15 protein-coding genes and 2 pseudogenes are annotated in these 12970 nt (G+C 73.3%); 5 read left to right on the forward strand and 12 right to left on the reverse strand.

The window, feature by feature from the left end; translation table 11 throughout:
* Positions 1 to 121: 121 nt before the first annotated feature.
* The 3 genes and pseudogenes from V5O46_RS08755 to V5O46_RS08765 form a co-directional block, all read right to left on the reverse strand.
* Positions 122 to 364 carry a hypothetical protein gene (locus V5O46_RS08755; RefSeq protein WP_408648945.1) on the reverse strand — a complete coding sequence of 81 codons (243 nt, stop codon included), beginning with the start codon at positions 362 to 364 and terminating at the stop codon, positions 122 to 124.
* Entirely contained in the window at positions 340 to 963 is a 624-nt protein-coding gene (locus V5O46_RS08760) for a hypothetical protein (RefSeq protein WP_332883912.1), read from the reverse strand. Before V5O46_RS08760 ends, V5O46_RS08755 begins: the two co-directional genes overlap by 25 nt.
* A gap of 228 nt (positions 964 to 1191) precedes the next feature.
* A pseudogene (locus V5O46_RS08765) lies at positions 1192 to 1699 on the reverse strand (hypothetical protein); the annotation flags it as partial.
* Between the two features lie 133 nt (positions 1700 to 1832).
* Here V5O46_RS08765 and V5O46_RS08770 point away from each other — a divergent pair.
* Both V5O46_RS08770 and V5O46_RS08775 read left to right on the forward strand, forming a co-directional pair.
* The gene (locus tag V5O46_RS08770) at positions 1833 to 2570 is read left to right on the forward strand and encodes a TetR family transcriptional regulator (RefSeq protein WP_332883913.1); all 738 of its coding nucleotides are present in this window, start codon (positions 1833 to 1835) and stop codon (positions 2568 to 2570) included.
* A 160-nt stretch (positions 2571 to 2730) separates the two neighbouring features.
* Positions 2731 to 3144, forward strand: coding sequence for a Zn-ribbon domain-containing OB-fold protein (locus V5O46_RS08775; protein WP_332883914.1), 414 nt, complete (start codon positions 2731 to 2733; stop codon positions 3142 to 3144).
* Between the two features lie 7 nt (positions 3145 to 3151).
* On the opposite strand, the gene paaI is transcribed toward V5O46_RS08775, so the two are convergent.
* From paaI to V5O46_RS08790, 3 genes are read right to left on the reverse strand one after another with little or no spacing between them, the layout of a single operon-like run.
* A complete protein-coding gene (gene paaI / locus V5O46_RS08780; protein ID WP_332884125.1) occupies positions 3152 to 3565 on the reverse strand; it encodes a hydroxyphenylacetyl-CoA thioesterase PaaI in 414 nt (137 codons plus the stop codon).
* Between the two features lie 56 nt (positions 3566 to 3621).
* A complete protein-coding gene (locus V5O46_RS08785; protein ID WP_332883915.1) occupies positions 3622 to 4005 on the reverse strand; it encodes a PPOX class F420-dependent oxidoreductase in 384 nt (127 codons plus the stop codon).
* A 40-nt stretch (positions 4006 to 4045) separates the two neighbouring features.
* Positions 4046 to 5224: a MalY/PatB family protein gene (locus V5O46_RS08790; protein WP_332883916.1), complete on the reverse strand. Its 1179-nt coding sequence runs from the start codon at positions 5222 to 5224 to the stop codon at positions 4046 to 4048.
* Positions 5225 to 5429: 205 nt separating this feature from the next.
* On the opposite strand from V5O46_RS08790, the gene V5O46_RS08795 reads away from it, so the two are divergent.
* Complete coding sequence (locus V5O46_RS08795) at positions 5430 to 6794, forward strand: S1 family peptidase (protein WP_332883917.1); 1365 nt, start codon at positions 5430 to 5432, stop codon at positions 6792 to 6794.
* 94 nt (positions 6795 to 6888) lie between these two features.
* Here the strand turns inward: V5O46_RS08795 and V5O46_RS08800 are convergent, their stop codons facing one another.
* Positions 6889 to 7074, reverse strand: coding sequence for a hypothetical protein (locus V5O46_RS08800; protein WP_332883918.1), 186 nt, complete (start codon positions 7072 to 7074; stop codon positions 6889 to 6891).
* 246 nt (positions 7075 to 7320) lie between these two features.
* Here V5O46_RS08800 and V5O46_RS08805 point away from each other — a divergent pair, with 246 nt between their 5' ends.
* Positions 7321 to 7857 carry a hypothetical protein gene (locus V5O46_RS08805; protein ID WP_332883919.1) on the forward strand — a complete coding sequence of 179 codons (537 nt, stop codon included), beginning with the start codon at positions 7321 to 7323 and terminating at the stop codon, positions 7855 to 7857.
* Here the strand turns inward: V5O46_RS08805 and V5O46_RS08810 are convergent.
* The 4 genes from V5O46_RS08810 to V5O46_RS08825 all read right to left on the reverse strand — a co-directional run bounded on the left by V5O46_RS08810 (position 7841) and on the right by V5O46_RS08825 (position 11040).
* Complete coding sequence (locus V5O46_RS08810) at positions 7841 to 8755, reverse strand: SDR family oxidoreductase (RefSeq protein ID WP_332883920.1); 915 nt, start codon at positions 8753 to 8755, stop codon at positions 7841 to 7843. The two genes, V5O46_RS08805 and V5O46_RS08810, sit on opposite strands and share 17 nt — an antisense overlap.
* Positions 8756 to 8895: 140 nt before the next feature.
* Entirely contained in the window at positions 8896 to 9528 is a 633-nt protein-coding gene (locus tag V5O46_RS08815) for an MBL fold metallo-hydrolase (RefSeq protein WP_332883921.1), read from the reverse strand.
* On the reverse strand, positions 9525 to 10613 hold the full coding sequence (locus V5O46_RS08820; protein WP_332883922.1) for an S-(hydroxymethyl)mycothiol dehydrogenase: 1089 nt from the start codon (positions 10611 to 10613) through the stop codon (positions 9525 to 9527). Before V5O46_RS08820 ends, V5O46_RS08815 begins: the two co-directional genes overlap by 4 nt.
* Positions 10614 to 10740: 127 nt before the next feature.
* A complete protein-coding gene (locus V5O46_RS08825) occupies positions 10741 to 11040 on the reverse strand; it encodes a hypothetical protein (protein WP_332883923.1) in 300 nt (99 codons plus the stop codon).
* Between the two features lie 203 nt (positions 11041 to 11243).
* Here V5O46_RS08825 and V5O46_RS08830 point away from each other — a divergent pair, with 203 nt between their 5' ends.
* Positions 11244 to 11609 carry a nuclear transport factor 2 family protein gene (locus V5O46_RS08830; RefSeq protein ID WP_332883924.1) on the forward strand — a complete coding sequence of 122 codons (366 nt, stop codon included), beginning with the start codon at positions 11244 to 11246 and terminating at the stop codon, positions 11607 to 11609.
* A gap of 360 nt (positions 11610 to 11969) precedes the next feature.
* Here V5O46_RS08830 and rfbB read toward each other — a convergent pair.
* Positions 11970 to 12937, reverse strand: a pseudogene (rfbB, locus tag V5O46_RS08835) (dTDP-glucose 4,6-dehydratase).
* Between the last annotated feature and the right edge of the window lie 33 nt (positions 12938 to 12970).

A 12970-nucleotide genomic window follows, 5' to 3' on the forward strand; every position in this document is an offset into this window, starting at 1 on the left:
AGCGGTTCGATCAGGGCCCACTCGTCGTCCCAGGTGCCGGAGGGATGGCAGCGTCGCCGCAGCAACTTCCCCTCCTTCCAGGACAGGGCGGGGCCGACCGCTTTGCGGCCGGTCCCGCCGGTCAGGCGTCGATGTAGTCGGCGATCACGTCGAGGGTGGACTCGACCGAGCTGAGCTGGGTGTTCAGGTGCTTGATCCACCGTCCCTTCGGCTGGAGGACGGCGTGCGGGGCGACGACGCCGGTGATGAACCGGCGGATCTCGGTGCGTTTCTCCCGGATGACCGCGACCTCGTATGCCTGGAGCTCGACTGGTGAAGAGGCAGAGTTCCGAGGTGGTGCTATTCCTTGACAGCTCCACCGCACTTTGGAACTGGCTCGATGACGAACCGGGGGCTCACCACCGAGCTCCGGCCACCGTCCGCGGCCGGATACCGCTCAAGGCTCCCCCACTTGTTACGCTTCCACGCCGATCCATTACTGTCCGTGAAGATGATCCAGTGCAAGTCTGCGAGAGGGCTCGGTGGCCGTCCTGTGGCACTCTCCGTGGGAAGGTCAGTCCCGTCCAGAACAACCTGAGAGCAAGCGGGGAGGTCCGGAAACGCGGTCTCGACCTCCCCGATATCGTTGATGTAGTGGGTGGTGTACAGGGACAACACGGGTAGCCGCGAATGGTTCGAGATCACCGCCTCCGCCTTTCCGTTCTCGCCGAGCCTGAACCACATGACGACCTGGGCGGCCTGACGTCGGGCGTCCTCTTCAGCGGCCTGACGTGACTGCTCAAGCTGGTCTTCAGCAACCAAGGTGCCCATGCCTGTGCTGATTGCTGTGAGGATGAGCCCGATCCCCGCCACAACAGCGCTGACTGCGATAGAGATCCGCGACCAGTCCCGCTCCTGGCTTCGGACTCGGTCTTGCCGACGAGCCGCCAACCGAGCGAGCCGGTCCCTCGTTCCAGCTGCCATCTCCGTCGCCCTCCCCCTCTCGCACGCGAACGAGTGCCCGTGCACTTCGGTGACCTCGTAGGTCGCCCGGTGGGGTGAAGAGACGGTGTTCCGCTTGCGCTATTCCTCGTCCTGGCAGGCGACGAGGTAGTCCGCCCAACTGTCGTTGAGGCAGCGCCGCAGTTGGTCGTTGTACTCGTCCTCGTCGGGGAAGTGAGACGGCGAGGTCTTTGGCTTCGGCGGAACGGTACGCGGCTGTGCCAGCAGCTCCCCCGGCGCGGCGGCCAGCTCCTCGCGTACCCGGTCCGCGGGCACGCAGCGCAGACCCTCGGAGTCGGCGCCGAGCTTCGGCTTGAGGACTTACTCGTCGGCGCCGGGCAGCCGGTGCAGGTCCTCGGGGCGGTCGACGGTGGGGATGACCGGGTGTCCGGCCTCGGTGAGGTCCAGCAGATATTGCTTGCCGGCCATGTCCGCCCGGCCGGTGAGCTGGTTGTGGACCCGGGCGCCGAGTTCGGCGGCGCGCGCCCGGAACGCGTCGTAGGCGCCCCGGTGGGTGAGCACGGGGCCGCTGTTGCGGACCACGACGGCGTCGAAGGCGTCCAAGCAGAGCGGCGGCGTCCCGGGGATGGCACAGCGCCAGGTCGAAGTCCTCGCGGAGCCGTGCGGTGAGGAAGATGTCCTCGTCGCAGTAGCGCCGTCCGCGCGCCGGGTAGGCCAGGTCGGTGACGCACAGGATCCGGGGACGTCGGGTGGGCATGCGGGACTCTTCGGGGCCGGCTGGTCACGATCGTAGGCGGGCAACCGCACGAGCACCGAGCGGGAGCACTCGGTTCCCTCCGATGGTGCACCGAGTGCCAGGTGCAGTGGGGTGGGCTGCTACGTTCCCGTTCATGAGCTCCAGCAGTGCGGCGGCCCGCCGCGAGGGGAGGGCGGAGTCCGCGTCCGGGCGTCCGCCGATGCGCCAGGCCCTGGTCGCGGCGGCGTTCCGGCTGTTCGTGGAGCGCGGCTACGAGCAGACGACGGTGGACGACATCGTGGCGCTGGCCGGGGTGGGCCGGCGCTCGTTCTTCCGCTATTTCCCCTCCAAGGAGGACGTGGTCTTCCCCGACCACGAGCGGTGCCTGGCCGACATGACGGACTTCCTGGCAGCCTCCCCCGAGGGCGCGGAGCCGGTGCGGCGGGTGTGCGACGCGGCCCGGCTGGTGCTGCGCATGTACGCCGAGGACCCGTCCTTCTCGGTGCAGCGGTACCGGCTGACCAAGGAGGTACCGGGGCTGCGCGCCTACGAACTGTCGGTGGTGTGGCGCTACGAGCGCGCCCTGGCGGCCTATCTGCGCGGCCGGTTCGCCGGGCGCCCGGACGGCACCCTGCGCGCCGACGTGATCGCGGCGGCGGTGGTCGCGGCGCACAACAACGCACTGCGCTCCTGGCTGCGTTCGGGCGGCCTGGGGGATGCGAGCACCGAGGTGGACCATGCGCTGGGGCTGGTGCAGTCCGCCTTCGGCGCGGCACCGGCGGCGACGGGCCCCGGGGCGGACTCCGAGGACGTGGTGGTGGTCGTCGCCCGGCGGGACGTACCGCTGTGGCGGGTGGTGCAGCAGCTGGAGGCGGTGCTGGGTCGCGGCTGAGCGCGCGGATCCGGTCCATTCAAGGGTACGGAGTGCCTTTACGAGTGACACTCAGTGCCATACTCTGGGGCCCGTGCACGGTGGCACGACGCACCGGGCACACGCGTGCCCGGGTGACCGCGCATCCGGGATTCCGGCCGAGTGCAGGGAGTTGACCAGCGTGTACCACCACTCAGGAAGTGCCGCTCAGCAGGCGACCGGTTCCGCGACGGGCCTGCTCGACCCGGGACCCCGGGACTCCGAGGCGATCTTCTTCCAGCGCTGCACCTGGTGCGGCACCGCCATGTACCACCGGCTGCTCTGTCCGGTGTGCCGGGGCAGCGAGCTGCGGACGGAGCGCAGCGAGGGCACCGGAACGGTGCGCCACTCCAGCGTGGTGCACCGCAACACCCCCGCCGCACGGAACGTCTCGCTGGTGGAGATGGCCGAGGGCTTCGTCGTGCGGGGCCGGGTGATGGGCCCGCCCATCGGCATCCACAGCGGTGACCGGGTGCGGCTGTCCACGGCCCAGGACCCGGTGCGCGGCGAGCCGGTGTTCCAGCTGGTCGACGAGGCGTTCCGGGCCTGGACCTGACGGTTGCTCACGGCGCGGCGGAAGCCCTCGCACCCGGTCCGGGTCCCGGTCCGGCTCCGCGCAGGGTCCGGCTGCGCCCGCGGAACTCGGCGACCACCTCCTCGCCGCGCCGTACGGTGACGTCGTAGACGCCGCTCCGGCCGAACCGGGTGCGTTCCTCGGCCAAGGCCGTCAGCACGTCGCCCTCGAGCGCGGGCGTCACGAAGTCGATGTCGGCGCCGGCCGCGACCGTCACCGGGCCGCGGCTGTTGCAGGCGCAGGCGAACGCGGTGTCGGCGAGCAGGAACACATAGCCGCCGTGGGCGAGACCGTGCCCGTTGACCATGCGCGCCGTCACCTCCATCCGCAGCACGGCGCGGCCCTCGGCGTGCTCCAGCAGCTCGATGCCCAGGCTGCGGGAGGCCCGGTCGGCGCCGAACATCCGCTCGGCGGGGGACGGTCCGCCCGGTCCGGCCGGCCCCGGCCCCGGTCCGGTGGTCACGACGACGGGACGATGCGCAGGCCCACGGTGCCGTCCCGGCCGCGGCGCAGCCTGCTGCCGAGGAGGGTGAGCCGGCCGACCAGGCCGTACTTGCCGGCGATCAGCCGACGGTAGCGCGCGGTGGTGGCCGCGTCGCAGATCTCGGCGGTCGCCGGGACCTGCTCACCGGTCGGGTTGCCGCGCAGGTCGCAGGGGCCGACCAGGACGTCGGCGCGGTTGCGGATCCGCTTGACCTTCCAGGAGTCGGCGACGGTCCACACGCCCAGCGCATCCCCGTCCGGCACGACCCAGACCGGGGTGGCCACCGGGGTGCCGTTCTTCCGGTGGCTGGTGAGCAGGAGGTACTTGCCCGCACCGAGCCGGGCCCATGACGCGTCCATGGTCCCGCAGTCTAGGCCGTTGCCCGGGCCGTCCGGGGACTCAGGCGGTCGCCGCCGCCATCCGCCGTACCGCCTCCTCGACGACCTCCGGGGACGCGGCCAGGTTGAACCGCACACGGCCGTCCCCTCCGGTACCGAAGGGCAGCCCGGAGCTGAGAGCCACCCGGCCCTTGCGCAGGAACACTTCGGCGGGGTCGTCGCCCAGGCCGAGCGCACGGCAGTCCAGCCAGGCCAGGTACGTCGCCTCGGCCGGGCGGTGGGCGATGCGGGGCAGCCGTCCGGCGAGCTGGTCGGCGAGCAGCCGGCGGTTGGCGTCGAGCCCGGCCAGCAACGCGTCCAGCCAGCCGGTCCCGTCGCGCAGGGCGGCGGTGTGGGCGATGACGCCGAGATGGCTCGCGCCGTGGCCGACCTCCTCCGGCATCCGGGCCAGGTCGGCGGCGGCGCCGGGTCCGGCCAGCGCGAGCGCCGCCTTGAGGCCGGCCAGGTTCCAGCCCTTGGACGCGGACATCAGCGCGAGGCCCCGCTCGGCGCCCGGCACGCTCAGATACGGCACGAACCGCACCCCGCCGGCCACGACGGGGGCATGGATCTCGTCGGCGACGACCCGGACGCCGTACCGCTCGGCGAGGGCGGCGACGGCGGCCAGCTCCTCGGCGGTGTGCACGGTGCCGGTCGGGTTGTGCGGGCTGCACAGCAGGTAGGCGGCGCGCCCGCCGTCCGCGACGGCCCGCCGGAACGCCGCCTCCAGCACCTCGAGGTCCAGGCGCAGGTCCGCGCCGAGCGGGGCCTCGGTCACCCGCCGGTCCACATGCGTGACGAACTGGTAGAACGGCGGGTACACGGGCGGGTTGACGATCACCGCGTCGCCCGGCCCGGTGACCAGTCGGAGCATCTCGACCACGCCCAGCATCACGTCCGGCACGATCGCGGTGCGCTCCACCTCGAGCCCGTCCCACCCCCAGCGCCTGCTCGCGAAGGCGGCGAGCGCCTCGGCGTACCCGGTGCCGGCGGAGTAGCCGGTGTCGCCGAGGTCCAGCGCGTCGGTGACCGCGCGCACCACGGGTTCGGCGAGGGGCACGTCCATCTCCGCCACCCACAACGGCAGCACGTCCTCCGGGTACGCGCGCCACTTCATGCTGGTACGGCGCCGGAGGCGGTCCAGGCCGAGCGCGCGCAGGGGATTCGGTCCACCGGGGCGGTCCCGCGGGATGCTGGTCATGGGGCACAAGATAGGGCGCCATGGGGCGACGGGGGAACACGGGGCCGGGGCGGCACTGGGCCGGGGCGGCGGCCCGGCCTGCGCACGGACGGGATCACCGGTGCGCTGAACGCGGCCGGGCCCGGCGCCGTATGGAGTTCAGGGCGCTCGACTTCCGGAGGGCCCCGCGGTGTTGCCGCCGCGAGTCTGCTACGGGAGCGCATGGATGAGGCACGCACGACGACGCATGGTCCGGCGAGCGGCGCGGCTGGCCGCCGTCGGCGGACTCCTCCTCGGGACCGTCATGGTCACCGGGGCGGTGGCGAGCGAGCCCGCCGACGGCCGGCCCGGACCGCGCACCCTGGCACAGTCCTCCCGCGGCACCGGCGCCGACCTGGTGGCGGGGCTCGGCACCTCGCGTACGGCGGGGCACTGGATCGGCGCCGACGGGCGACCGGTCGTGGCGGTCACGGACGAGGAGGCGGCGGCCGAGGTACGGGGGGCGGGGGCCGAGGCGCAGGTCGTGCGGCACAGCATGAGCGAGCTGACCTCGGCGACGGAGAGCCTGCGCGCCGCCCCGCGGGTGACCGGGACGGCATGGGTGGTGGACTACCGGTCGAACGAGGTGGTGGTCCGGGGCGACAGCACGGTGTCCGGCGCGGACTGGTCCCGGCTGACCGACGTCGCCGAGGGCATCGGCGGCTTCGTCCGCATGGAGCGCACCGAGGGGACGTTCACCACTCGGCTGAACGGGGCACGGCCCATTCTGTCCACGGCCGGGCGCTGCTCCGCCGGGTTCAATGTGACCGACGGCGGGCGCGAGTTCATTCTCACCGCCGGTCACTGCGGGCCGACCGGGTCGGTGTGGTTCGCGGACGGCGGGGGCGAGGAGCAGGTCGGCGAGACGGTCGCCGGGAGCTTCCCCGGGGACGACTTCTCCCTGGTGGAGTACGCCGGCGGCGGGGCGGGCGAGGGCGCCGACGTGGTGTCGGTCGGCGGCGGCAAGGGTGTGCGGATCACGGGGGCGGGCGAGGCGGCGGTGGGGCAGCGGGTGTTCCGCAGCGGCAGCACGAGCGGGCTGCGCGACGGGCAGGTCACGGCGCTGAACGCGACGGTGAACTATCCCGAGGGCACGGTGACCGGGCTGATCGAGACGGATGTGTGCGCGGAGCCCGGCGACAGCGGAGGGCCGATGTTCTCCGAGGGGATCGCGCTGGGGCTGACCTCGGGCGGCAACGGGGACTGCACCCGGGGCGGCACGACGTACTTCCAGCCGGTCGAGGAGGCGATGGCCTCGCTGGGCGTGTCGCTGCTGGTCGCCGGGGAGGACGGGGCCGGCGGGGGTGCCGGACCCGCCCCGTCGCCCGGAGAGGGGTCGGCGGCTCCGGAGAAGGCCTCGCCCGGTGCGTCGGCACCGGTGACGGGTATCGACGGAGCTACGCTGCTGGCGCGGCTGACGGACCGCCGCAACCTCGGCCCCGGGCTGCTGGTGATCGCGGGCAGTCTGATCGCGCTGGTCGCCACGCGATGGATCCGCGCGGAGCAGGACCGCAGCGCCTACCGGCGCCAGTACTCGGCGATGTGGGGCTGACGGGACCGGGGAGTGCGTCCGACGGCATGTCGTCGAGGCGGCCGGCCGCACGGACTCCGGGACGGTCAGCCGGCCCGTCCCGGGACGCTGCCGGTCAGGCGGCCCGCTCGGACTGCGGGGCCGCGGCGGCCCACTCCATGACGAGGCGCTGGTACTCCTCGCGCTGCTCGACGCTCAGTGTCCCGCCCGACCGGATCCACAGGGCCCGGATCTCCGCGTTGACCTCGGCCGCCGATCGCTCGGAGGGGGGTTCAACAGTGGTGGACATGCTGTGAAGCATACGGCTGTGCAGGTGAAGGCGATGTGAGCAAGCTCGCCCTAACTGGACATATCGGACGTGTTGCTGGTCACGTCCATCTGGCGTGCGGCACCGGGGAGTTCGTGGCCTGCGGGGTCGTGCCGGACTGTGGCGAGGCACACTCCTGGCGGTGCCATGAGCTTGCTCACAGCCGGGCGGCGGCCGTGCGGGCCGTTCCCGGCCGAGGGCCCGTCGGCGGCGCGGGCGCCCTGCGGATACGGTGCCCGCATGTCCGAGGTCATCCAGCAACTCCCCGCGCTCATAGGCGTCGTGATCGGCGCCCTGGGCTCGTATCTCGCGATCGTCCGCAGCGACCGGGCCCGGTTCCGACGGGAGACCGCAGCCCGCTGGGAGGAGCGCAAGCTCGCCGTCTACGCCGACTACGCACGGGCGCTGAAGAAGTCCGTGACGCTGACCTACCGGGTCGCCGCACACCTCGGCAACGACCCGCACCCGCACCCTCTGGCACCGCGCGAGGCCGCGCCCCTGCTGGCCGAGGCCGCGGTGGCCCGGGACCCGTCCGGGGAGGCGCTGCTGATGCTGGGCAGCCCGGAGGTGGTGGAGAGGGCGCGGGAGTGGGTCGTCACGCTGCTGCAGATGGAGGCGTTCCTGCGCGAGGAGCGGCGGGACGCGGCGGCCTGGCAGGCGCTGCTGCAGCGGCAGCGCCAGGGCCGTGAGGGCTACTACGCGGCCGTGCGGGAGGATCTGGCGCTGCCCCCGGGCCACTCCGCGCACTGGCCGCTTCCGGTCACCGGTAGCCGGTGACGTCCGCGGGCCTGCCGGCGTCCTGCACCTCGACGAGGTAGCGCCAGGCGTCGGGGCGGCTGCCGTCGAGATCGGTGTAGCCGTAGACCTGGGCGAGGCCGCCGCTGGACAGGGAGCGGCCGTTGAAGCGGGCCACGTCCGGGTCCGCGGCGAGCGCCGTCACGGCGCGGCCCACATAGCGGGGGGTCTCCGAGATGGCGAAGTGCGGGACGCGGTCCAGGGCCTCGCGCCAGGTGTCCTCGGTCACGCCGAAGTGGTCCAGCATGATCTCGGATCGGAGCCAGCCCGGAGTGAGCGCGACGGCGGTGGCGCCGCGCGGACCGAGTTCGTGGCCGAGGGCGTAGGCCATGCGCAGCACGGACGTCTTGGCGAGGTCGTAGAAGAAGGAGTTGCGGTAGTGGTCGCGGTTGTAGTCGGCGGTCCCGTCGGTGACCTCGACGACCAGACCGCCCGGCCGGCGCAGCAGCAGGGGCAGCGCGTGGTGGCTGGTGACGGCGTGGGTCTCGACGGCGAGCCGGAGCAGCCGCAGTCCGTTGCCGAGGTCGTGCTCCCAGACGGGGCTCTCCCACTCGAAGAGGTTCTCGCCGCCCCAGATGTCGTTGACCAGCACGTCGAGCCGGTCCTGCTCGCGGCTGATGCGGTCGACGAGCGCACGCACCTGGCCGGGGTCCAGGTGGTCGGCGGGGTGGGCGATGCCGCGCCCGCCGGCCTCGGTGACCAGGTCTGCGGTGTCCTCGATGGTCTCGGGACGGTCGTACTCCGAGCGGCGGGCCCGGGTGCTGCGTCCGGTGACGTAGACGGTGGCGCCGGCCGCGCCCAGTTCGACGGCGATGCCGCGTCCGGCTCCCCGGGTCGCCCCGGCGACCAGTGCGACCCTGCCCTGCAGCGGACGTGACATGCCCGGCCTCCCGTTTCCTGTCGGATGTGTGGCTCCGGGAACGAGAGTGGCGGGCAAACCAGACATCCTCTGTCACCTTTTACCGGTGTCGTCCGCTGCGGGTGCCACCGCGCTCCCGGGCGCCCCGGCCGCCGCGTCCGTCAGTGGCCGTGTGCGATCCACTCCTCCAGGTGGGGGGCTTCCTCTCCGATGGTCGTGGGGGCGCCGTGCCCGGGGAGGACCCTGGTCCCGGGCGGGAGGGTGAGCAGCCGGTCGCGGATCGAGCCGATGATCGTCGGGAAGTGGGAGAAGGAACGCCCGGTGGCGCCGGGCCCGCCCCGGAACAGGGTGTCGCCGGTGAGCACGGTGGCCAGGCCCCTGTCGTGCAGGCAGACCGCGCCGGGGGCGTGTCCGGGGGTGTGCAGGACCCTCAGGTCGGCGCCGGCGGCCTCGATCACCTGGCCGTCGGTGAGCCAGGCGTCGGGCTCCCGCTCGGGGTGGGTCTGCCGCCACAGCGGCAGGTCGTCGGGGTGCAGCCAGATGACCGCGCCGGTGCGCTCGGCGAGCGCGGGTGCGGCGTTGACATGGTCGTTGTGGGCGTGGGTGCACACGATCGCGGTGAGCCGCCGGTCGCCGACCGCCGCGGCCACGGCGTCGGCGTCGTGGGCGGCGTCGACGACGACCACCTCGTGGTCGTCTCCGATCAGCCACACGTTGTTGTCGACGTCCCAGCTGCCGCCGTCCAGGGTGAACCGCCCCGAGGTGACGACGCGTTCGATCCGGGGGGCGGTCACAGGACCACCACCGAGCGCAGCACGTCGCCGGCGTGCATCCGGTCGAACGCCTGCTCCACCTCGTCCAGCCGGATCGTCTCGGTGACGAACGCGGCCAGGTCCAGGCGGCCCTGGAGGTGCAGGTCGACGAGCATCGGGAAGTCGCGGGAGGGCAGGCAGTCGCCGTACCAGGAGGATTTCAGCGCGCCGCCGCGCCCGAAGACGTCCAGCAGCGGCAGCTCCAGCCTCATCTCCGGGGTGGGCACACCGACGAGCACGACCGTGCCGGCCAGGTCGCGGGCGTAGAACGCCTGCCGGTACGTCTCCGGGCGGCCGACCGCCTCGATGACGACGTCGGCGCCGAAGCCCCCGGTGAGCTCGCGGATCGCCGTGACCGGGTCGGTGTCCCGGGAGTTGACGGTGTGGGTGGCGCCCATCGCACGGGCGGTGTCCAGCTTGCGGTCGTCGATGTCCACGGCGATGATCCGGGCAGCGCCCGCCAGCCGGGATCCGGCGATCGCCGCGTCGCCGACGCCGCCGCAGCCGATGACGGCGACGGTGTCGCCCCGCCCCACGTTCCCGGTGTTGACCGCGGCACCGATGCCGGCCATCACGCCGCACCCCAGCAGTCCCGCGACCTGCGGGGAGACGGCCGGGTCGACCTTGGTGCACTGGCCGGCCGCGACGAGCGTCTTCTCGGCGAACGCGCCGATGCCCAGCGCCGGGGACAGCTCCCGGCCACTGTCGGCGAGGGTCATCCGCTGCCCGGCGTTGTGCGTGTCGAAGCAGTACCACGGCCGCCCGCGCCGGCAGGCGCGGCACCGTCCGCACACCGCACGCCAGTTGAGGACCACGAAGTCGCCGGGCGCCACGTCCGCGACCCCCTCCCCCACCGACTCCACCACACCGGCGGCCTCGTGCCCGAGCAGATAGGGGAAGTCGTCGCCGATGCCGCCCTGTCTGTAGTGCAGGTCGGTGTGGCACACTCCGCAGGCCTGGACCCGGACCACGGCTTCGCCCGGCCCCGGATCGGGCACGACGATCGGCTCGATCCGCACGGGCGCGTCCCGGCCCGGTGCGATCACGCCGCGTACTTCCTGCGCCATGTGGTGACCCCTTCGTCGCCGCGTCGGTTCCCTCCGACCCTACGTCCGCGCACGAAGGGCCGCCCCGAACAGGGCGGCCCTTCGGCCGGTACTCGGCGGGTACCCGGCCGGTGCGGTGCGGCGGCGGTCAGGTCTGGACGGCGGGGATCGCGCCGAAGACCGGCGAGACCAGGCCGGTGACCTGGCGCAGCTGGTTGAGGTCGTTGAGGCGGTTGAGCTGGGCGGAGGGCTGCAGGATCTCGCCCCGGTGCTCGGCGGGGATGTCGCCGAGCGCGAGCGAGTCGAGCGTCTTCATCGGGCTGAGCCCCTGGCTGAGACCGACGGCCTCCCGGGCCCCCGCGTCGGCGGCGCTCGCCAGGGGCGCGGCGAGGCCGGTGATCCCGGCGGCGAGACCAACGGCGGCGGCGATACGTCGTGTGGACATCATGTCCTCAGCAACGTCCGGGGGCGTCGGCGGACACGGGAGACGGGCGCCGCTCACCCGAGAGGCCGAGCGCCCCGGCACGGCTTGCCATCGGCCCCCCGGTCGGAGGAGCCTCGAAGGAGAAGCCCCACGCGGCCCGTGGCCGCCCCGGTGCCTCGAGGGCCCGGGGGGTGTCCCAGGGCCGCGGCCATCGCAAGGAGGCCGTCATGGGCACTACGGCAACCCCCGGATTCGACACCGAGACACTGCGCCGGGCCATCGAAGGAGACTCCGCTGCGGACCTGGTGTCGCTGTACGCGGACGACGCGGAGATGCGCATCGTGGACCGCAACACCCAGCCCAGTCGTCCCAAGGTGCTGCACGGCCGGGACGAGATCGCCGCGATGATCGGCGACGTCTACAGCCGCGAGATGACGCACTCCCTGGACCAGTGCGTCGTCGAGGGCGACCGCGTCGCGTTCGTCGAGTCGTGCAGGTACCCGGACGGCGTGCGGGTCCTCGCCGAGTCGATGGCGTCGCTGCGGGACGGCAGGATCGTCGACCAGACCATGATCCAGGCCTGGGACGAGTAGCCGGCGCGGACGGACGGACCGCCTGCCGGAGCGGGTCGGCCCGGCCTGTCCCCGGGCGCCACCCGGTCGGGCACGCTGCGGCTGCCGGCGTACGGGCGGTGCGGGTGGCGGCCGTGGTGCGGCCGGAGCCGGCGGGACCGGGCCTCCCGCGCGGATCCGCGGTCCGGGTCGACGGGCCGCGCCGGTGGGCACGATCAGCGCGGAGTCGCCCGGCGCCGTGCGGGCCGCGCTCGACGCCATGCGGTCCTGTGCGGGGGTGCGACCTGGACGCGCCGCCCGCCGCATCCTGACGCGCACCTCTCAGCCCGCCTTCGGGGCCGGCCCCGCACCGCCGCGCCGGACGGGGATGTGCGGGGCCTCTCAGCCGGCCCGCCGGACCAGCGGTTCCCACCAGGCGCGGTGGTCCCGGTACCAGGCGACCGTCTCGGCCAGGCCGGCCGCGAGGTCCCGGTGCGGGCGGTAGCCCAGCTCCTCGCGGGCCTTGCTCCAGTCGACGGAGTAGCGCAGGTCGTGGCCCTTGCGGTCGGCGACGTACGCGACGCGGTCCCAGCCGGCACCGCAGGCGTCGAGGAGCAGACCCGTCAGCTCCCGGTTGCTCAGCCCGGTGCCGCCGCCGATGTTGTACACCTGGCCGGCCCGGCCCAGGGTGCGCACCAGTTCGACTCCGCGGCAGTGGTCGTCGACGTGCAGCCAGTCGCGGACGTTGCGGCCGTCGCCGTACAGCGGGACCCGGCGGCCGTCCAGCAGCCGGGTGACGAACAGCGGGACGATCTTCTCGGGGAACTGGTACGGGCCGTAGTTGTTCGAGCACCGGGTGATGCGGACGTCGAGACCGTGGGTGTGGTGCTGGGCGAGGGCGAGCAGATCGGCGGAGGCCTTGGAGGCGGCGTAGGGGGAGCTGGGCCGCAGCGGCCACCGCTCGGTCGCCGAGCCGGTGCCGACGGAGCCGTACACCTCGTCGGTGGAGATGTGCACGAAGGTCCCCACCCGGTGCCGCACGGCTGCGTCGAGGAGCGTCTGGGTGCCGGCGGCATTGGTGAGGACGAAGTCGGAGGCGGTGCGGATCGACCGGTCGACATGGGACTCGGCGGCGAAGTGCACCACCTGGTCGGCCCGGGCCGTCAGTTTGTCGACGAGGTCGGGTCGCGGATGTCGCCGTGGACGAACTCCAGCCGGGGGTGGCCGAGTTCGAGGTTGTCGGGGGTGCCGGCGTAGGTGAGGGCGTCCAGCACGGTGATGTGCGGGGCGTCGGCGGCGCCGGACTCCAGCAGCATGCGGACGTAGCGCGATCCGATGAAGCCGGCGGCGCCGGTGACGAGGAGGTTCATGAGAGGGATGGTGTGCCGTTCGGTGATCCGCGG

Origin of the sequence: Streptomyces poriticola, from assembly GCF_036689765.1 — a bacterium.
Classification (GTDB): Bacteria; Actinomycetota; Actinomycetes; order Streptomycetales; family Streptomycetaceae; genus Streptomyces; species Streptomyces poriticola.